The 19,020-nt window shown below is 48.5% G+C and carries 15 protein-coding genes; all 15 read left to right on the top strand.

Going from position 1 to position 19,020, the window contains the following annotated elements:
• Nucleotides 1–10: 10 nt before the first annotated feature.
• The 15 genes from BUB85_RS00395 to gdhA all read left to right on the top strand — a co-directional run bounded on the left by BUB85_RS00395 (nucleotide 11) and on the right by gdhA (nucleotide 18,910).
• Nucleotides 11–820, top strand: coding sequence for a TlyA family RNA methyltransferase (locus BUB85_RS00395; RefSeq protein ID WP_073103625.1), 810 nt, complete (start codon nucleotides 11–13; stop codon nucleotides 818–820).
• Nucleotides 821–831: 11 nt separating this feature from the next.
• Nucleotides 832–1,665 carry an NAD(+)/NADH kinase gene (locus tag BUB85_RS00390; RefSeq protein ID WP_073103622.1) on the top strand — a complete coding sequence of 278 codons (834 nt, stop codon included), beginning with the start codon at nucleotides 832–834 and terminating at the stop codon, nucleotides 1,663–1,665.
• Nucleotides 1,666–1,668: 3 nt separating this feature from the next.
• Entirely contained in the window at nucleotides 1,669–2,115 is a 447-nt protein-coding gene (gene argR / locus BUB85_RS00385) for an arginine repressor (protein WP_073103620.1), read from the top strand.
• 102 nt (nucleotides 2,116–2,217) lie between these two features.
• The gene (recN, locus tag BUB85_RS00380; protein WP_073103617.1) at nucleotides 2,218–3,903 is read left to right on the top strand and encodes a DNA repair protein RecN; all 1,686 of its coding nucleotides are present in this window, start codon (nucleotides 2,218–2,220) and stop codon (nucleotides 3,901–3,903) included.
• Nucleotides 3,904–4,349: 446 nt separating this feature from the next.
• Nucleotides 4,350–5,414 carry a SpoIVB peptidase gene (gene spoIVB / locus BUB85_RS00375; protein ID WP_073103615.1) on the top strand — a complete coding sequence of 355 codons (1,065 nt, stop codon included), beginning with the start codon at nucleotides 4,350–4,352 and terminating at the stop codon, nucleotides 5,412–5,414.
• Between the two features lie 112 nt (nucleotides 5,415–5,526).
• Entirely contained in the window at nucleotides 5,527–6,315 is a 789-nt protein-coding gene (spo0A, locus tag BUB85_RS00370; protein WP_073103612.1) for a sporulation transcription factor Spo0A, read from the top strand.
• 67 nt (nucleotides 6,316–6,382) lie between these two features.
• On the top strand, nucleotides 6,383–7,825 hold the full coding sequence (glgA, locus tag BUB85_RS00365) for a glycogen synthase GlgA (protein ID WP_073103610.1): 1,443 nt from the start codon (nucleotides 6,383–6,385) through the stop codon (nucleotides 7,823–7,825).
• A 111-nt stretch (nucleotides 7,826–7,936) separates the two neighbouring features.
• Nucleotides 7,937–8,806 carry a methylenetetrahydrofolate reductase [NAD(P)H] gene (metF, locus tag BUB85_RS00360; protein ID WP_073103608.1) on the top strand — a complete coding sequence of 290 codons (870 nt, stop codon included), beginning with the start codon at nucleotides 7,937–7,939 and terminating at the stop codon, nucleotides 8,804–8,806.
• Between the two features lie 15 nt (nucleotides 8,807–8,821).
• Entirely contained in the window at nucleotides 8,822–9,472 is a 651-nt protein-coding gene (locus BUB85_RS00355) for a vitamin B12 dependent-methionine synthase activation domain-containing protein (protein ID WP_073103605.1), read from the top strand.
• Nucleotides 9,469–11,913, top strand: coding sequence for a homocysteine S-methyltransferase family protein (locus BUB85_RS00350; RefSeq protein ID WP_073103603.1), 2,445 nt, complete (start codon nucleotides 9,469–9,471; stop codon nucleotides 11,911–11,913). The genes BUB85_RS00355 and BUB85_RS00350 overlap by 4 nt, the downstream gene beginning before the upstream one ends.
• 50 nt (nucleotides 11,914–11,963) lie before the next feature.
• Nucleotides 11,964–13,475 carry a 4Fe-4S dicluster domain-containing protein gene (locus BUB85_RS00345; RefSeq protein WP_073103600.1) on the top strand — a complete coding sequence of 504 codons (1,512 nt, stop codon included), beginning with the start codon at nucleotides 11,964–11,966 and terminating at the stop codon, nucleotides 13,473–13,475.
• Nucleotides 13,476–13,743: 268 nt separating this feature from the next.
• The gene (alaS, locus tag BUB85_RS00340; protein ID WP_073103597.1) at nucleotides 13,744–16,389 is read left to right on the top strand and encodes an alanine--tRNA ligase; all 2,646 of its coding nucleotides are present in this window, start codon (nucleotides 13,744–13,746) and stop codon (nucleotides 16,387–16,389) included.
• A gap of 108 nt (nucleotides 16,390–16,497) precedes the next feature.
• A complete protein-coding gene (rpsU, locus tag BUB85_RS00335) occupies nucleotides 16,498–16,674 on the top strand; it encodes a 30S ribosomal protein S21 (RefSeq protein WP_006864570.1) in 177 nt (58 codons plus the stop codon).
• A 159-nt stretch (nucleotides 16,675–16,833) separates the two neighbouring features.
• Nucleotides 16,834–17,418: a putative ABC transporter permease gene (locus BUB85_RS00330; protein WP_073103595.1), complete on the top strand. Its 585-nt coding sequence runs from the start codon at nucleotides 16,834–16,836 to the stop codon at nucleotides 17,416–17,418.
• A 157-nt stretch (nucleotides 17,419–17,575) separates the two neighbouring features.
• Nucleotides 17,576–18,910, top strand: a complete 1,335-nt coding sequence (gene gdhA, locus BUB85_RS00325; protein WP_073103592.1) for an NADP-specific glutamate dehydrogenase — start codon at nucleotides 17,576–17,578, stop codon at nucleotides 18,908–18,910.
• Nucleotides 18,911–19,020 lie beyond the last annotated feature (110 nt).

Genomic DNA, 19,020 nt, shown 5'->3' with positions numbered 1-19,020 from the left:
AGGAGAGAACATGAAAGAACGGTTAGATATTTTACTCGTACAACGAAATCTGGCGGCGTCCAGGGAAAAAGCCAAGGCGATCATCATGTCGGGCAATGTCTATGTGGATGGCCAGAAGGAAGACAAGGCCGGGACTAATTTTCCGGTGGAGGCGCAGATTGAGGTTCGCGGGCATACACTTCCGTATGTGAGCCGCGGTGGTCTGAAACTGGAAAAGGCAATCGCAGAATTTGACGTTTCAGTTCAGGACAAAGTCTGTACGGATGTGGGATCGTCGACAGGAGGCTTCACGGACTGTATGCTGCAAAATGGTGCCAGAAAAGTGTTTGCAATCGATGTGGGAAGAGGGCAGCTGGACTGGAAACTTCGTCAGGATGAGCGTGTCGTGTGTATGGAAAAAACGAACATACGTTACGTGACACCGGAGGATATCGGGGAGCCCATAGATTTTTCTTCCATTGATGTCTCCTTTATTTCCCTGACCAAGGTGCTGATCCCAATCCGCAATTACCTGGTAGATGATGGCGAGATCGTGGCGCTCATCAAACCGCAGTTTGAGGCAGGCAGAGAAAAGGTCGGAAAAAAGGGTGTGGTGCGTGAGCGAAGCACCCATCATGAAGTGATAGAAAAAGTGACATCCTATGCACAGAGCATAGGCTTTGCGGTGCTCAATATCGCATTCTCTCCAATCAAAGGACCGGAGGGAAACATCGAGTATCTTGTGCATCTGAAAAAAGCCGGAATTGAGAATGGTCTTCCAGAGATACAGGTGGATTTAGACAGCGTCGTCGATCAGGCATTTGAGAAACTTGCAAAATAAAGGGGAACATCATGGATAAATTTTATGTCATCACAAACACGATGAAAGACGTGGATTATAAAGTGACGAATGATATCAAAGCTTTTATCGAGTCGGCGGGAAAGACGTGCATCATTGGGGAAAAAGAAGAAAATGGACATATTGTAAAAGGAACCGTTCCGGATAATATGGACTGTGCGATCATTCTGGGCGGGGACGGAACCATGATCCAGGCGGCGAGAGAACTCCGCTATGTAGATTACCCGCTGCTCGGAATTAATATGGGAACCCTTGGATATCTGACAGAGGTTGAAGTTCAGGACGCGAAAAAGCAGATTGAGAGTCTTTTTTCCACCGATCCGGTGACGGAAAAGCGAATGATGCTGCAGGCGTTTATCAATCAGGAACGCGAGGAGATCGCACTCAACGATGTGGTCGTGTCGAGAAGGGGCGGACTAAGGATCTTACAGTTTGACATTTATGTGAACGGAGATCTTCTGGACAGCTATCAGGCGGATGGCGTAATCGTATCTACCCCGACCGGATCTACAGGCTATAACCTGTCAGCCGGCGGACCGGTGGTAGAGCCGACGGCGTCTCTGGTCGTGATCACACCAATCTGTGCACATGCATTGAATACCGGAAGTGTGGTGCTGTCTGCGGAGGATACGATCGAGATCCAGATTGCGGAAGGCCGCTATGGTAAGATTGAGGATGCTGCGGTTTCTTTTGATGGGACGGATATGATTGCCCTGCAGACGGGGGATCGGGTAACGATCCAAAAAGCAGCTGAAGTCACAAAGCTTGTAAAGCTGAATGGGGAAAGCTTCTTGAAAACCATGCGGAGAAAGATGAAAGGAAACTAAACGATGAAAGACAATCGACATGCAAAAATTATCGAGCTGATCAATCAGTATAATATCGAGACGCAGGAAGAATTGGCGCAGCGCCTCAACGATGCGGGCTTCAAAGTGACGCAGGCGACAGTTTCCAGAGATATCCGTGTGCTGAAGCTGACGAAGGTGTCCGTAGACGGCGGTCGTCAGAAATATGTAGTGCTCCAGAATGAGGAGAGCAGCATCAATGAGAAATATATGAGAGTGCTGAAGGATGGGTATGTATCCATGGATATGGCACAGAATATTCTTGTGATCAAAACGGTTTCCGGCATGGCGATGGCAGTTGCGGCGGCAATCGATGCGATGAAGTGGAGCGAGGTTGTGGGGTGTATCGCGGGCGACGATACGATCATGTGTGCAATCCGGAGCGTGGACGATACGGTGAATGTGATGAACAAGATCCGCAAGATTGTGTAGGATTCAGCGGCAGATCATGTAAAAGCCGCACGGCACCGGAATGATGCAGGGACGGCAGGAAGAAAGTTTGTTTTATTTGAAAGACTTGAATGGGAGAACGATATGTTAAGAAATCTACATGTGAAAAACCTGGCTCTGATTGATGAGGTCGAGGTGAATTTTCAGCCGGGGCTGAATATCCTGACAGGTGAGACCGGAGCAGGAAAGTCCATTATTCTCGGTTCGGTACATCTGGCACTGGGCGGGAGGTACACAAGAGATATGCTGAGAAAGGGCTCGGATTTCGGCCTGGTGGAGCTGGTATTTGAACCGGAGAATCCGGCCATCATCCGACAGCTGAAGGAGATGGATATCTTTTTGGAGGAGGGGCAGATTCTTCTCAGCAGAAAGCTGATGGATGGACGCAGCGTGAGCAAGATCAATGGCGAGACCGTCAATATGAGCGTGCTGAGGGATGTGGCCAGCATTCTGATCGATATTCATGGCCAGCACGATCATGAATCCCTGCTTCACAAAAAAAATCATCTGGCAATTCTTGACGCCTATGCAAGAGATTCCGTGGATTCGCTGAAGAAAAAGCTGGCGGAGGAATATCGGCATTACCGTGCCTGCAGGAGAGAGCTGGAGGACGCGTCGATGGATGAGGCGGAGCGAAAACGTGAGGTGGCACTTCTCGCGTTCGAGGTCGATGAGATTACTGATGCGGGACTGCGGCCGGGAGAAGACCAGGAGCTGGAGGAACAGTACCGCAGGATGACCGGCGGAAAGAAGCTCAGTGAGGCCATTGCCGAGACTTACCGCTACACAGGCGAGGCGGAGGGGGTAAGTGACGCCCTGAGCCGGGCAATCCGGACGATGCAGGAGATATCCGGGACGGAGGAGAAAGCGGAGGAACTCTACGGACAGCTTGTGGATGTGGACAGCCTTCTGAATGATTTTAACCGGGAACTGATGGAGTACGCCAAAACTTTTGAGTTCTCAGAAGAAGAGTTCCATGAAGTGGAGGAGCGTCTGAATCTGGTGAATCATCTGAAATCAAAATACGGAAATGACGTGGAAGAAATCTCAGCATACTGTGAAAAGCAGGAAAAGAGACTGTCCGAGCTTCAGGATTACGACGCATATCTGGCAGGACTGTCCTCAGCGCTGGAGAGTGCGGAACAGAAGCTTTCGACAGATTCCGACAAATTGAGCAGGGCCAGAAAGAAAGCGGCTGTTTCTCTTACACAGGAAATCAAACAGGCCTTAATTGAATTAAATTTTCTTGAAGTACAATTCGATATGCAGTTCGAACAAATGAAGGATTATACGGAAAATGGAAGAGACGATGCGCAGTTTATCGTTTCCACCAACCCGGGGGAAGAGATGAAAGCATTGTATAATGTAGCTTCCGGCGGCGAGCTGTCGCGAATCATGCTGGCAGTTAAGACTGTGCTGGCGGACAGAGAGGATACCCCGACGCTGATCTTTGACGAGATTGACACCGGAATCAGCGGTATCACAGCCGGAAAGGTCGCGGGGCAGATGCGCATCATCGGCAGAAATCATCAGGTGATCTGCATCACTCATCTCCCACAGATCGCAGCCATGGCAGACGCTCATTTTGCAATCGAAAAAAAAGCAGAAAACGGTAAGACAACCACAGGAATCCGTCTGCTGAACCAGTCGGAATCCGAAGGTGAGCTGGCGAGAATCCTCGGCGGTGCAGAGATCACAGACACGATCCTGCAGAGCGCAAAAGAAATGAAAGAAATGGCAAAGCGTGAAAAAAATGCCAGTGTGAAATAACCAGGAATCCATATACTAAAAGCAGATATCTTAGAGTATCTGCTTTTTTTGTGCTGACAATGAGCCGGGCGAAATCGTGCTTGCACGAATTTCGCAGGGCGAATGTCCATCATCGAGCAACGGAAGTTGCGAGATGGTGGAGCAGCACAGAATTGCGAAGGGGTACCTGAGCAATTGCTGACAATGAGCCGGGTGAAATCGTGCTTGCACGAATTTCGCAGGGCGAATGTCCATCATCGAGCAACGGAAGTTGCGAGATGGTGGAGCAGCACAGAATTGCGAAGGGATACCTGAGCAATTGCTGACAATGAGCCGGGTGAAATCGTGCTTGCACGAATTTCACAGGGCGAATGTCCATCATCGAGCAACGAAAGTTGCGAGATGGTGAAATCGAGTCTTAAATTGCAGATATTTCGGGAAGAAGACTGGGATAAGGGCGTGATAAGATGAGAAAATTATGGTATCGGAGGATTCTGATTCTGATTGCAGCGATGACCACAGCGGTCACGCTTGGTTATTATGGATGGTATTACCGGGAAGTCAGTGAGCGGCTGGAGGCCGGAACAACGCATATCAGTGATGATGTCGTGCTGCTGGGCGGAATGCCGATCGGCATCTACATGGAAACGGACGGTGTGATGGTGATCGATACGGACAAGATTAAATCCGACGACGGAAAAGAGTACAGCCCTGCGAAGAAGGCTGTGCAGCCGGGGGACTACATTACAGCGTTCAACGGCGTTCCGGTTCAGAGTAAAAAGAAACTCGTCACGCTTCTGAAGGATCTGGGCGCAGAGAAGGTAGAACTTGAAATCCGGAGAGCAGATCAGGAATTGGCGGTGGAGATCGAACCGGTGGAATCGGTCGCAGGAGATTACAAGCTTGGAATCTGGGTGAGAGACAATGTGCAGGGGCTTGGCACCATCACATTTCTGGATGAGAAGAGCCGGTTTGGAGCACTCGGGCATGGAATCCATGATACCGATACGGGAGGGCTCCTGCAGATTGAGGATGGAACCGTCTACCAGACCAGCGTGCGGGCCATCACGAAAGGAAAGTTTGGAATACCGGGCAACATGGAGGGAATCATTGTCTATAATAACTTTAATAAACTGGGGACCGTTACAGATAATACGGAAACGGGAATTTATGGATCGATTGAGAAAATCGACGAACTGTTCGCAGAGCAGATCCCGGTACAGGTGGGGGAAAAGTCGGACATTGAAATCGGACCGGCACAGATCTACTGCAGTGTAGATGGAGAGGTAGAGCCCTATGAAATTCAGATCATTGATATAGATTATACGGAAAAGGAGGTCAACAAAGGGCTGGTGATTGAGGTGACGGATCAGAAGCTTCTGGACATCACGGGAGGAATCGTGCAGGGGATGAGCGGCAGTCCGATCGTGCAGAATGACAGGCTGATTGGAGCAGTGACACATGTATTTGTCAGAAATCCGGCAAAAGGATACGGCATTTTTATTGGAAATATGATAGAAAACTTACAATAAGTGAAGAATGTCGAATTATTGCGACAAATTATTCTTGCATTTTACAAACCTTAGTCCCTATAATGGTTGACGTGGCGTTTCCTTGACGAGGTGTGAAAAAAGGAGAGTTATTATGGGACATTTAGATGTAGCCATCGCTGATGATAATGAGCGAATATTGGATATGCTTGACGAAATCATCAGCGCAGACAAGGATCTTAACGTCGTTGGAAAAGCGAAGAATGGGGAAGACGTGTATCAGATTATCAAAAACAAGGAGCCGGATGTCGTTCTTTTGGATCTTATCATGCCAAAGATGGACGGGCTGACGGTTATGGAACAGGTAAACAAAGATACAACGATGACCAAACATCCAAGCTTTATCGTGGTTACAGCAGTAGGGCAGGAAAGTATTACAGAAGATGCCTTCAATCAAGGTGCAGATTACTATATCATGAAGCCATTCAACAATGAAATGGTACTAAATCGCATTAAGAGTGTAGATAAAATGTTCCACTCTCATATTAGAAAAAAGGAAAGTTTTCCGGGTAAGACACATATCAGAGAAGAAGATCTCGAGAATCGTGTGACCAATATGCTGCACGAAATCGGGATACCGGCACACATAAAAGGATATCATTATCTGCGGGATGCCATTATGATGGCGGTGGATGACATGGATGTTCTGAATGCCATCACGAAGGTACTGTATCCGACGGTGGCGAAAAAACATCAGACGACCTCCAGTCGTGTAGAGCGGGCAATCCGTCATGCAATCGAGGTAGCATGGAGCAGAGGCAAGCTGGACACACTGGATGAACTGTTCGGATATACGGTGAGTACCGGAAAAGGAAAGCCGACAAATTCGGAGTTTATTGCTCTGATTGCCGATACAATTCAATTGGAATATAAACACAGATAATTCTTTTCAAAGAAAGAAAAATACGCTATAATAGATAAAAGGTTTGAAAAATCATGGAGGGTGAATTATGAAAAAAATATTGTTTGTAGCTTCGGAATCAGTACCATTTATTAAAACTGGCGGCCTGGCCGATGTAGTTGGCTCCCTGCCGAAATATTTCGACCATGAGAGTTATGATGTTCGGGTAATTATACCCAAATATACATGTATAAAAGATGAGTGGAAAAATCAGATGGAATATGTGGATCACTTCTACATGGACATTGCCGGGGAAAGCCAGTATGTTGGAATTATGAAGTATGTACTGGACGGGATCACGTTCTACTTTATTGATAATGAGTATTATTTCGGAGGTATGACTCCATATGGAGAGGTGTATCGGGATATTGCCAAGTTTGCGTTTTTCTCAAAGGCAGCGCTGAGTATCCTTCCGGTCATCGACTTCAGACCGGATCTGATTCACTGCCATGACTGGCAGACCGGACTGGTTCCGATTTATCTTGACAATTTCCGCTATGGCGGCGAATTTTATCGTGACATTAAGACAGTCATGACCATACATAATCTGAAATTCCAGGGCTGCTGGGACACAAAAGAGGTGCAGCGTATCACAGGACTTCCAGATTACTATTTCGTACCGGATAAGCTGGAGGCATACAAGGATGCCAACATGCTCAAGGGTGGTATCGTATATGCGGACAAGGTGACAACGGTAAGTCACTCCTACGCGGAGGAGATCAAGACTTCCTTCTACGGTGAGAAACTGGAGGGACTGATGTATGCCAGATCCAATGATCTGGTCGGAATCGTCAATGGACTGGATTACGAAGATTATAATCCAGCCTCAGATGACAGGATCTTTAAGAACTTTACAGTGGATGATTTCAGAAGAAACAAAGTAAAGAACAAACTCGCACTGCAGAAAGAACTTGGTCTTGCCGAGGATCCGAAGGCGATGATGATCGGTATCGTATCCAGACTGACAGATCAGAAGGGATTTGACCTGATTGCGTATGTAATGGATGAATTGTGTCAGGATGCAATCCAGATCGTTGCACTTGGAACAGGAACAGAGCAGTATGAGAACATGTTCCGTCACTTTGCGTGGAAATACGCAGGGAAAGTCTCTGCCAATATCTACTATTCAGAGCCGATGTCCCATAAGATCTATGCATCAAGTGATGCATTCCTCATGCCGTCACTGTTTGAACCATGCGGTCTGAGCCAGCTCATGAGCCTTCGCTACGGAACACTGCCTATCGTGCGTGAAACCGGTGGGCTGAAGGATACCGTGGAATCGTACAACGAGTTTGAGAAGACCGGCACGGGATTCAGCTTTAAGAATTATAATGCACATGAGATGCTGACTACGATCCGTTACGCAGAACACATATATTATGACAAGAAACGGGATTGGAACAAGATTGTGGAGAGAGCCATGAATCAGGACTTCTCATGGGGAAATTCCGCAAAACAATACGAAGAATTATATAAAGGGCTGATTGGGTAACCATATCAGGAAACAAAGCGGACTATGAATATCCGCTTTGACTCTGCATAAGAATATAGCAAAAGATAAAGACATAAGAAGTACAGGAAGTATAGGAGCAGTAAGAAACATATGAAGATTATTGAAAAGTTAAACGATGGAAAAGTCCACATTTCATTTGAAGTATTTCCACCGAAGAAGAGCGAAGATTTTGATAAGGTCATGGGGGCGGCAAAAAAGATTGCGGGCCTGCATCCATCTTATATGAGCGTCACTTACGGCGCTGGCGGCGGGACAAGCAAGAACACTGTGAAGATTGCATCCCAGATCAAGGAAGAATGTAATGTGGAGGCGCTGGCACACCTGACCTGTGCTTCTTCCACAAAGGAAGAGGTGCGCAAGGTAATCGGCCAGCTTCGAGATGCTGGAATTGAGAATGTTCTGGCACTGCGGGGAGATATCGTGGAGGAAATGGCGTTTCCCAGCGAGGATCGGTTCCATTATGCGTCGGAATTGGTGGAGGAAGTCAAAAAAAGCGGAGATTTCTGTATTGGTGCAGCCTGCTATCCGGAAGGACATGTAGAGGCAGAGCATAAGGAGGAAGACATTCTTCATTTGAAGCATAAAGTGGACTGTGGAGTAGACTTTTTGACAACGCAGATGTTTTTTGATAATAACATTCACTATAATTTCCTTTACCGTATCCGAGAAAAAGGGATTACAGTACCTGTGATTCCGGGAATCATGCCGGTGACCAACGGAAACCAGATGGCACGAATCGTGCAGATGTCGGGAACCATTCTTCCGGCGAGATTCCGTGCGATAATTGATACATTCGGAGAGAATCCGGCAGCTATGAGGCAGGCCGGAATTGCTTATGCCACAGACCAGATCATTGATCTGATCGCCAACGGTATCAAGAACATTCACGTATATTCCATGAACAAACCGGAGGTGGCTGCGGCTATTATTTCCAATTTGTCAGATATCATAAAAGAGTAGGAGAACAGCTTCACCATGGATAACAGAACAAAAGAGACCATTCGTTATCTTGGGTATGGAAACCATGCGGTAGATTCGACGACGATCGCCATGATTTCAGATTCTTTCCGGAATCTGGAATCGGTGGCGAATTGTAAATCAATCTATCGCATCTTTGATTTGCACGAGACGGATGAAAATTACTATAAAATAGGAACGGTACACCTTGAGAGCAGGAACCTTTCCAAGAACTTGAAGGGCTGTCACAGAGTGGTGCTTTTCGGAGCCACACTGGGGGCGGAGGTGGATCGTCTGCTCACGCGGAAGGCTCTGATGAGCATGGCGGAGGTAGTCGTACTGCAGGCAGCTGCAGCGGCGATGCTGGAGGAATACTGTGATGAGTGCCAGGAAGAAATCAGGGTCAGCCTGGAACGGGAGGGTGAATATATTCGACCGAGATTCAGCCCGGGCTACGGGGATTTTGATATTCACTATCAGAGACCGCTGATGCAGATGCTGGACTGTGCAAAAAAAATCGGTCTTACCATGACAGACAGCTTTATGATGTCTCCAACAAAGTCAGTGACGGCACTGATCGGTGTCAGCAGCACGCAGGAGAACTGTCATAAGAAGGGATGCGAAGTCTGCGGGAAGAAAGATTGTATATATAGAAGGGATACGGTATGATTTTAGATAAATTAGGAAAAGAATTACTCTTCTTTGACGGTGGAATGGGGACCCAGCTTCAGGCGAAGGGATTGAATCCGGGGGAACTTCCGGAGACATGGAATCTGACCCACGAAGAAGAGATTGTCGATATACACCGGCAGTATTATGCTGCGGGAAGTGATATTGTTCTGACGAATACTTTCGGCGCCAATGCGCTGAAGTTCCAGGAGGAGGGACTGAGTCTGGAGAAAATCGTCAAACAGGCGGTGCGTCATGCAAAAGAAGGAGCAAAACTTGGAGTCACAGGAGACAGAGAGACCTATGTTGCACTGGATGTGGGACCCACCGGAAAACTTCTGAAGCCCATGGGGGATCTGGCTTTTGAGGATGCTTACCAGGCGTTCGCGGAAGTGATGCGCTATGGGGAGGAGAGCGGTGCCGATCTGATTCACATCGAGACCATGAGTGACACCTACGAGGTGAAGGCGGCAGTTCTCGCTGCGAAGGAGCAGACGAGCCTTCCGGTATTTGTCACCATGATCTTTGACGAACGGGGAAAGCTCCTGACAGGGGCGGATGTTCCTTCGGTGGTGGCACTGCTGGAAGGTCTTCGCGTAGATGCGCTGGGAATCAACTGCGGACTGGGCCCGGAGCAGATGCTTCCGATACTGGACTCTATTATGGAGTATGCATCGATTCCTGTCATTGTGAAGCCGAACGCAGGTCTTCCGGTGCAGCGCGACGGGGAGACCTGTTATGATGTCCTGCCACAGGAATTTGCAGAGACGATGCAGAAGGTAGTCGGACGAGGTGCGGCTGTGATCGGCGGGTGCTGCGGCACGACACCGGAGCACATCCGGCATATGATTGCAGAATGTGACGGACGTACTCTGAGAGCGCAGACGAAAAAGAACCGAACCATCGTCTCCTCCTATGGATGCTCGGTAGAACTTGGAATCGGCTCAAAGATCATTGGCGAGCGAATCAACCCGACAGGAAAAAGCAAATTTAAGGCAGCCCTCAAAGAACATAATCTGGATTACATCCTAAAGGAGGGAATTACACAGCAGGAGAAGGGGGCCCATATTCTGGATGTCAATGTTGGACTGCCGGACATCGATGAGGTCGCCATGATGCGAGAGGTGGTAGAACAGCTCCAGAGTGTCACGAATCTTCCACTTCAGATCGACACAGTGGACACAAAGGCCATGGACGTGGCCATGCGCATTTACAACGGAAAACCGATGGTGAACTCCGTCAGCGGGAAAAAGGAATCTATGGATGCAGTCTTCCCGCTGATCAAAAAGTACGGAGGTGTCGTGATCGGACTGACTCTCGACGAGAGCGGAATCCCGGAGACCGCGGAGGGGCGGCTTGCCGTTGCCGAGAAAATCATCGCGGAGGCGGCGGCCTATGGGATCGACAAAAAAGACATTGTGATCGATGTTCTCTGTATGACCATCAGCTCAGAACCGTCCGGGGCGGTCACGACCCTGAAGGCGCTGAAAATGGTGCGGGAGAAGCTGGGCGTCCACACGGTGCTCGGTGTCTCCAACATTTCCTTCGGTCTTCCAAGTCGGCCGATCATCAATGCCAACTTTTATACGATGGCCATGCATGAGGGGCTGAGCGCGGGAATCATCAACCCGTCCTCCGACGCCATGATGCAGTCCTACTACGCATTTCATGCACTGATGAATATGGATCCGAACTGTGAAAATTATATTGCCAACTATGCAAATCGCCCGACAGCTGCCTCATCTGCGCAGATGTCCGTGAATCCTGCGGCAGCACAGACGGCCTCAGATCCTGCAGGCGGTCAGTCAGGCAGTCAGGACGGCTCCCTGAAAAGGGCGGTGGAAAAGGGACTGAAGGAGGATGCACACCACACCACCTGCATGCTTCTGGAGCAGGAAAAACCGTTGGATATCATCAACCGGTATCTGATCCCGGCATTGGATATGGTGGGGAAGGGGTTTGAAAAAGGAACCGTGTTTTTGCCCCAGCTGCTGATGAGCGCTGAGGCAGCGAAGGCATCCTTTGCCGTCATAAAAGAGGCACTCCAGAAAAGTGGAACCCAGGAGGAGAAAAAAGAAAAAATTGTGCTGGCTACCGTGAAAGGCGATATTCATGATATTGGAAAGAATATTGTGAAGGTATTGTTGGAAAACTATAGTTTTGAGGTGATTGATCTCGGAAAAGATGTTCCTCCGGAGGATGTGGTGGACGCAGTCTGTGAGAACGACGTGAAGCTGGTCGGTCTCAGTGCACTGATGACCACGACGGTGGTGAGTATGGAGGACACCATCCGCCAGCTGCGAGAGAAAGCACCGGGCTGCAGGGTTATGGTCGGCGGAGCAGTATTGAATCAGGACTACGCGGACATGATCGGAGCGGATTTCTACGGAAAAGATGCAATGCAGTCTGTGTATTATGCACAGAAACTTTTAAACGAATAAGTGACGGATGTACGAGAACACAAAACATGCTATATGAGGAGGAAAACCCTATGATAAGAGGACTGGAAACACCCGTAAGACAAATGAGACGAAAAGTATTCGAGGAAGTGGCGAGAGTTGCATACAACTCCACACCGGAGAGTCTGACTGCAGATATTGAAGCAATTCCATACCGTTTGGTCGATGAGAATGTGGTCAAATACGGAACGGATCAGTATCGTATTCGCGCCGTGGTGGGAGAACAGCTCCGCCTGGCGATGGGAATGTCTCTTAGACCGGAGGACAGATCGGTACATCTGACCGCCGGGATTGAGGAGAGCAATATCTCGGAAAAATATTACGAGCCGCCGCTCATGCAGGTAATTCCATCTGCCTGCTCCGCCTGCCAGGAGAAGGAATATGAGGTCAGCAATATGTGCAGAGGCTGTACGGCACATCCGTGTATGGAGGTATGTCCCAAGGGGGCGATTTCCATGGTGGGCGGTCGTTCGTTTATCGATCAGGAGAAGTGCATCAAGTGCGGAAAATGTAAATCCGTCTGTCCGTACGACGCCATTGCAAAAAAAGAAAGACCGTGTATGATGGCGTGCGGGGTCAATGCGATAAAATCCGATAAATTTGGACGTGCACGTATCGACAACGACAAATGTGTGTCCTGTGGGATGTGTATGGTAAGCTGTCCGTTCGGAGCAATCTCCGACAAGTCTCAGATATTCCAGTTGATTCGGGCATTGAAAGAGGGCGGAGAGATCATCGCCGAGATTGCTCCGGCTTTCGTCGGACAGTTCGGGCCGAACATCACACCGAGAAATATCAAGGCAGCCCTTCAGATGCTCGGGTTTGCAGAGGTGTACGAAGTCGCCCTGGGCGCGGATATCGGTGCGGTCGCAGAGGCACATCATTATGTGGAGAAGGTGGTAAGCGGAGAACTGCCGTTCCTTCTGACATCCTGCTGTCCGTCCTGGTCCATGCTGGCAAAAAAATATTTCCCGGATATTGCAGATCAGGTATCTCAGGAGCTGACGCCGATGGTTGCCACAGCGAGAACAATTAAGCAGGAGCATCCCAACGCGAGAGTCGTATTTATCGGGCCGTGTGCATCCAAAAAACTGGAAGCATCCAGGCGCACGGTGCGAAGTGATGTCGATTTTGTTATCACATACGAGGAACTGCAGGCAATCTTCGACGCGAAGGATATCGATCTGAATCAGTTTGAGGCAGAATCCTCCTTCCACGATGCCACCGGAGCCGGGCGCGGATATGCCTGTGCCGGAGGAGTTGCGGAGGCCATCGAGAAGTGCATCAACGAGTATTATCCAGGTGTGGATGTCAACATCGAACATGCGGAGGGACTGGCAGAGTGTAAGAAGGTTCTGACACTCGCCAAGGCCGAAAAAATGAATGGCTGTCTGATCGAGGGAATGGGATGCCCGGGCGGCTGTATCGCAGGCGCCGGAACCAATATCCCGGTGGCGAAAGCGAAAAAGGCACTGGCGGATTTTGTGAAGAACTCCACGAAGGAAATCCCACCGCAGGACTATGCGGAAATCGAATTAAAGTAGCAGAAGGAATTGAAAAAGCAATGTGCCTATGGTATGATATGAGGTACGTTAGATGCATACAAGAGTGGACTGGCGTCCACTTTTGTTTTTGTGCTGACAATGAGCCGAACGGCATCATGGCTGCATGAATGCCACTCGGCGAATGTCCATCATCGAACAACGATCGTTGAGAGATGGTGGAACAGCACATAATCGAGCGGGCGTGCCTGCTTGATTGCCGACAATGAGCTGAACGACTTACAAGTTACAACTTTAGGAGGAAAAGGAAATGCAAGCATATGGAGTAAATGAGCTGAGACAAATGTACCTGGATTTCTTCGAGAGCAAGGGACATCTTGCTATGAAGAGCTTCTCACTGGTACCACATAACGACAAGAGCCTTCTGCTGATCAACGCGGGAATGGCGCCGCTGAAACCCTATTTTACGGGTGCGGAGATCCCACCGTGCAGCAGAGTGACGACCTGCCAGAAGTGCATCCGTACCGGGGACATCGAGAACGTGGGCAAGACAGCACGCCACGGGACTTTCTTTGAGATGCTCGGGAACTTTTCATTTGGGGATTATTTTAAGAACGAAGCGATTGCCTGGTCATGGGAATTTTTGACAGAGGTCGTGGGATTGGATGCGGACAGATTGTATCCATCGGTTTATCAGGATGACGATGAGGCATTTGACATCTGGAATAAAGCAATCGGCATTCCGGCGGAGAGGATCTTCCGTTTTGGCAAGGAGGATAATTTCTGGGAGCACGGTGCAGGTCCATGCGGTCCATGTTCTGAGATTTATTATGACCGTGGAGAAAAATATGGCTGCGGAAAACCGGACTGCACAGTCGGGTGTGAGTGCGACCGCTATATGGAAGTGTGGAACAACGTGTTCACGCAGTTTGAAAACGATGGCAATGGAAATTATACCACGTTGGAGCACAAGAATATCGATACCGGTATGGGGTTGGAGCGTCTTGCGGTTGTCGTGCAGGATGTGGATTCTATTTTTGATGTGGATACCATTCAGGCCCTGCGCAACAAGGTCTGTGAGATTGCTGGAGTGACTTACGAGACAGAATATCAGAAGGACGTTTCCATCCGTCTGATTACAGATCATATTCGTTCCGCTACCTTTATGATCTCTGACGGAATTATGCCATCCAATGAGGGACGCGGATACGTACTCCGCCGTCTGATCCGGAGAGCGGCACGCCATGGCAGACTGCTTGGAATCAAAGGTCAGTTCCTCGCAAAGCTGAGCGAGACTGTAATTGAGGGATCAAAGGGCGGCTATCCGGAGCTGGAAGAAAAGAAAGCATTTATCTTCAAGGTTCTGGATCAGGAAGAAGAAAAATTCAACAAGACCATCGACCAGGGACTGAGCATCCTCACGAACATGGAACACGAGATGGAGGAGGCTGGAAGTAGACAGCTGGATGGCAGAAGTGCGTTCACACTATATGATACGTATGGATTCCCACTGGATCTTACAAAAGAGATTCTGGAGGAAAAGGGATACGCGGTAGATGAAGCAGGATTTACGGCCGCTATGGAGGAACAGCGCACCATGGCGCGTAATGCCCGTGAGACGACGAACTACATGGGTGCAGACTCCACTGTTTACGATCAGATCGATCCATCTGTCACCACAGAATTTGCAGGATATGACAATCTTACTTTCAATTCGGATATTACCGTGCTTACCAATGATTCAGAATTGGTAGAAGCACTTGCCGAGGGCGACAAAGGTACAATTTTCGTGGAGCGGACTCCGTTCTATGCGACCATGGGTGGCCAGGAGGGCGACAGAGGCGTGATTAGCGGACCGGACGGAGAGTTTAGGGTTGAGGACACAATCAAGCTGCTTGGCGGCAAATACGGCCACGTGGGACAGGTCGTGAAGGGGATGATCAAGAATGGCGATCCGGTTACCCTGACCGTGGATTCCAGGGAGCGCATGGATACCTGTAAGAACCACAGCGCGACACATCTGCTCCAGAAAGCATTAAAGACGGTGCTGGGTGACCATGTAGAGCAAAAAGGATCTCTGGTAACACCGACCAGATTACGTTTCGACTTCGTGCATTTCCAGGCTATGACCGCAGAGGAGATTGCACAGACAGAAGAAATCGTTAACGCAGAGATTCAGGCCGGTCTGCCGGTTGTAACCAATGTGATGAACATCGAGGAGGCCAAGAAGACAGGTGCTATGGCTCTGTTTGGCGAGAAATATGAGAACGACGTGCGCGTAGTCTCTATGGGAGACTTCTCCAGAGAACTCTGCGGTGGTACCCATGTGCCGAATACCGGTGTGATCACAGCATTTAAGATCGTTTCGGAATCCGGTGTTGCTGCGGGTGTGAGACGTATCGAGGCACTGACCGGGGACGGCGTGTTCCGTTATTACAAAGAAATCGAGACGAAGCTGCATGAGGCCGCGAAGCTTTTGAAGGCTACGCCGGACAATCTTGCAGAAAAGATCAGCCATACCCTTGCGGAAGTGAAGGAACTTCACGGTGAGATCGAGAGTCTGAAGAGCAAACAGGCCCAGGATTCACTGGGAGATGTCATGAATCAGGTGACTGAGGTCGGAGCAGTGAAGCTTCTGGCGGCGCAGGTTGACGGTGTGGACATGAACGGTCTGCGCGATCTGGGCGATCAGCTGAAAGGCAGACTTGAGAGTGGTGTTGTGGTGCTTGCGTCAGGAAATGACGGAAAAGTGAATCTGATGGTGACTGCCACAGAGGATGCTATAAAAGCCGGGGCACATGCAGGCAATCTGATCAAGGCAATCGCTGGCTGCGTGGGCGGTGGCGGCGGTGGACGCCCGAACATGGCACAGGCTGGAGGCAAGAATCCGGCGGGGATTCCGGAGGCCTTAAACAAGGCAAAAGAGATATTAGAAGAACAACTTGTAAAAAAATAGTTGACGTAACGAAAAAATATGCTATAATCTTATGTAGTGCAATAAAAAAATACCCAGACAGTCGTATGATGCACAATATAGGACTGGAGGGAGGTTAGGTGTGAGACTATGTCAAATGTAATCGTAAAAGAGAACGAGACGTTAGATAGCGCTTTACGCAGATTCAAAAGAAACTGCGCCAAAGCTGGTATTCAACAAGAGATTCGTAAAAGAGAACATTATGAGAAACCAAGCGTAAGACGTAAAAAGAAATCTGAAGCTGCTAGAAAACGTAAGTTTAACTAATATGTGCAGACGAATAGAGTGTTGAAAGACACTCTATTTTTTCGTTAAGAAGAAAAGGCAGAAGAAATATCTGCTTTCCATTATAGAAAGAAAAGAGCAGAAGAAAACGCTGCTTTGTGGACAGAGACTTAAATTCAGTATTACAGAGGGAATGATAAGATGAGTAGAATATTAGGAGGAAATGACTGGTATCATATTTTGTTGTGGTTTTTAACATACAGCATTCTTGGATGGGTTGTGGAATCGGCCTACATGTCGCTGTGTAACCGTAAGTGGACGAACCGTGGATTTGCCAGAGGACCGATCTGTCCGATCTATGGTGTGGGAGCGCTCACGGTGTTTTTTGCGCTGAATGCCTACCAGGGGAATCGTGTTCAGCTGTTTATTATGGGAGCACTGCTTGCCACGTTTATAGAGTGGTTGACGGCACGCATCATGAATCGCGTGTTTGGAGAGGTATGGTGGGATTACAAGGATAAACCATTCAACTACAAGGGCATCCTTTGTTTGGAGAGCACCATAGCATGGGGCTTCTATACCTTGTTCCTGTTTGGCTTCCTCCATACCGTGGTGGAGCGGATTGTGAACGTGATTCCATTCTGGATCGGCAGGATTCTGGGCGTGGTTCTCGTGATCGGATTCTCACTGGATTTTTTGTATTCGCTGTATGTGGAGAAGAAGGATTCGCTTCCAGACAAAGTGACAGAGATCAGGGATATGATTATCGACAGGATCTGGAGATAACTTCAAATTGTAAAATGCAAGTTTTGATGTTTAAAATTGCAAAAAAATATTGACAATAGTACTTTAACAATTTATTATGGTAAAGGACAAGGATGTCAAGGGAACGAGCAGACAGTGTCTGCTTGTTTTTTAATTCAACTATTATAGGAGGTATGGTATGTCATACGTAGATGAAGTCATTGAATTAGTAGTAAAGAAAAACCCATCAGAACCGGAGTTCCATCAGGCGGTAAAAGAAGTATTGGAGTCTTTGAGAGTTGTTGTGGAGGCAAATGAAGACAAATACCGCAGAGAAGCTCTTCTTGAGAGACTGGTAGAGCCGGAGAGACAGTTTAAGTTCCGTGTACCTTGGGTAGATGACAAGGGACAGGTACAGGTGAACACCGGATATCGTGTACAGTTCAACAGTGCAATCGGACCTTACAAGGGCGGATTACGTTTACATCCATCTGTAAATATCGGAATCATCAAATTCTTAGGATTTGAGCAGATTTTCAAAAACTCTTTAACCAGCCTTCCAATCGGCGGTGGTAAAGGTGGCTCAGACTTTGATCCTAAGGGCAAATCTGATAGAGAAGTGATGGCATTCTGCCAGAGTTTTATGACAGAGTTATGCAAATATATCGGTGCTGACACAGATGTTCCGGCAGGCGATATCGGAACAGGTGCAAGAGAAATCGGCTTTATGTACGGACAGTACAAACGTATCAGAGGATTATCCGAAGGTGTGCTCACAGGTAAGGGCTTAAGCTACGGCGGATCTCTTGCGCGTACAGAAGCTACCGGATATGGTTTATTGTATCTGACACAGGAACTGCTTAAGATCAATGGTCTGGAACTGGCAGGAAAGACAGTTGCAGTGTCCGGTTCAGGCAATGTGGCAATCTACGCAACACAGAAAGCACAGCAGTTGGGTGCCAAGGTTGTGACAGCAAGCGATTCTACAGGCTGGGTATATGATCCAGAGGGAATCGATGTGGCTGCATTGAAGGAAATCAAAGAAGTGAAGAGAGCAAGACTGACAGAGTACAAGAACTATCGTCCGAACGCAGAGTATCATGAGGGACGTGGTGTATGGTCTGTGAAGGTTGACGTCGCTCTTCCGTGTGCTACGCAGAATGAATTACTGATCGACGATGCAAAAGCACTTGTTGCAAATGGATGCATCGCGGTTGCTGAGGGTGCGAATATGCCAACCACATTGGAAGCGACAGAGTACCTGCAGGCAAATGGCGTGATATTTGCACCAGGTAAGGCTGCAAACGCTGGTGGTGTTGCTACATCCGCTCTTGAGATGTCACAGAACAGCGAGAGACTGAGCTGGTCATTCGAAGAGGTTGACAGCAAATTACAGGGAATTATGGTTAATATCTGCCATAATATGTCTGATGCAGCTGAGAAGTACGGCGCGAAAGGCAACTACGTTGTAGGTGCGAATATTGCCGGATTTGAGAAGGTTGCAGAGGCGATGCTTGCACAGGGTGTCTGCTAGAGTTTGCTTTTAAAAGGGTTCATTCGGCGGGGGAAGGAACAGGAGGTGGCAAAGCTTCTTTGCTTTACCTTATCCGTTGGAATGGTTGTAACAGAAAACGGGATGAAGTC

Origin of the sequence: Hespellia stercorisuis DSM 15480, assembly GCF_900142165.1 — a bacterium.
GTDB lineage: Bacteria > Bacillota > Clostridia > Lachnospirales > Lachnospiraceae > Hespellia > Hespellia stercorisuis.
The sequence above is the reverse complement of the archived record's forward strand: the minus strand, read 5'-3'. Positions and strand labels throughout refer to the sequence as shown.

Bases quoted from the DNA above. Each gene is read 5' to 3' on its own strand.
- BUB85_RS00395 (WP_073103625.1), top strand. From the start codon at position 11: ATGAAAGAACGGTTAGATATTTTACTCGTACAACGAAATCTGGCGGCG.
- BUB85_RS00390 (WP_073103622.1), top strand. From the start codon at position 832: ATGGATAAATTTTATGTCATCACAAACACGATGAAAGACGTGGATTAT.
- argR (WP_073103620.1), top strand. From the start codon at position 1,669: ATGAAAGACAATCGACATGCAAAAATTATCGAGCTGATCAATCAGTAT.
- recN (WP_073103617.1), top strand. From the start codon at position 2,218: ATGTTAAGAAATCTACATGTGAAAAACCTGGCTCTGATTGATGAGGTC.
- spoIVB (WP_073103615.1), top strand. From the start codon at position 4,350: ATGAGAAAATTATGGTATCGGAGGATTCTGATTCTGATTGCAGCGATG.
- spo0A (WP_073103612.1), top strand. From the start codon at position 5,527: ATGGGACATTTAGATGTAGCCATCGCTGATGATAATGAGCGAATATTG.
- glgA (WP_073103610.1), top strand. From the start codon at position 6,383: ATGAAAAAAATATTGTTTGTAGCTTCGGAATCAGTACCATTTATTAAA.
- metF (WP_073103608.1), top strand. From the start codon at position 7,937: ATGAAGATTATTGAAAAGTTAAACGATGGAAAAGTCCACATTTCATTT.
- BUB85_RS00355 (WP_073103605.1), top strand. From the start codon at position 8,822: ATGGATAACAGAACAAAAGAGACCATTCGTTATCTTGGGTATGGAAAC.
- BUB85_RS00350 (WP_073103603.1), top strand. From the start codon at position 9,469: ATGATTTTAGATAAATTAGGAAAAGAATTACTCTTCTTTGACGGTGGA.
- BUB85_RS00345 (WP_073103600.1), top strand. From the start codon at position 11,964: ATGATAAGAGGACTGGAAACACCCGTAAGACAAATGAGACGAAAAGTA.
- alaS (WP_073103597.1), top strand. From the start codon at position 13,744: ATGCAAGCATATGGAGTAAATGAGCTGAGACAAATGTACCTGGATTTC.
- rpsU (WP_006864570.1), top strand. From the start codon at position 16,498: ATGTCAAATGTAATCGTAAAAGAGAACGAGACGTTAGATAGCGCTTTA.
- BUB85_RS00330 (WP_073103595.1), top strand. From the start codon at position 16,834: ATGAGTAGAATATTAGGAGGAAATGACTGGTATCATATTTTGTTGTGG.
- gdhA (WP_073103592.1), top strand. From the start codon at position 17,576: ATGTCATACGTAGATGAAGTCATTGAATTAGTAGTAAAGAAAAACCCA.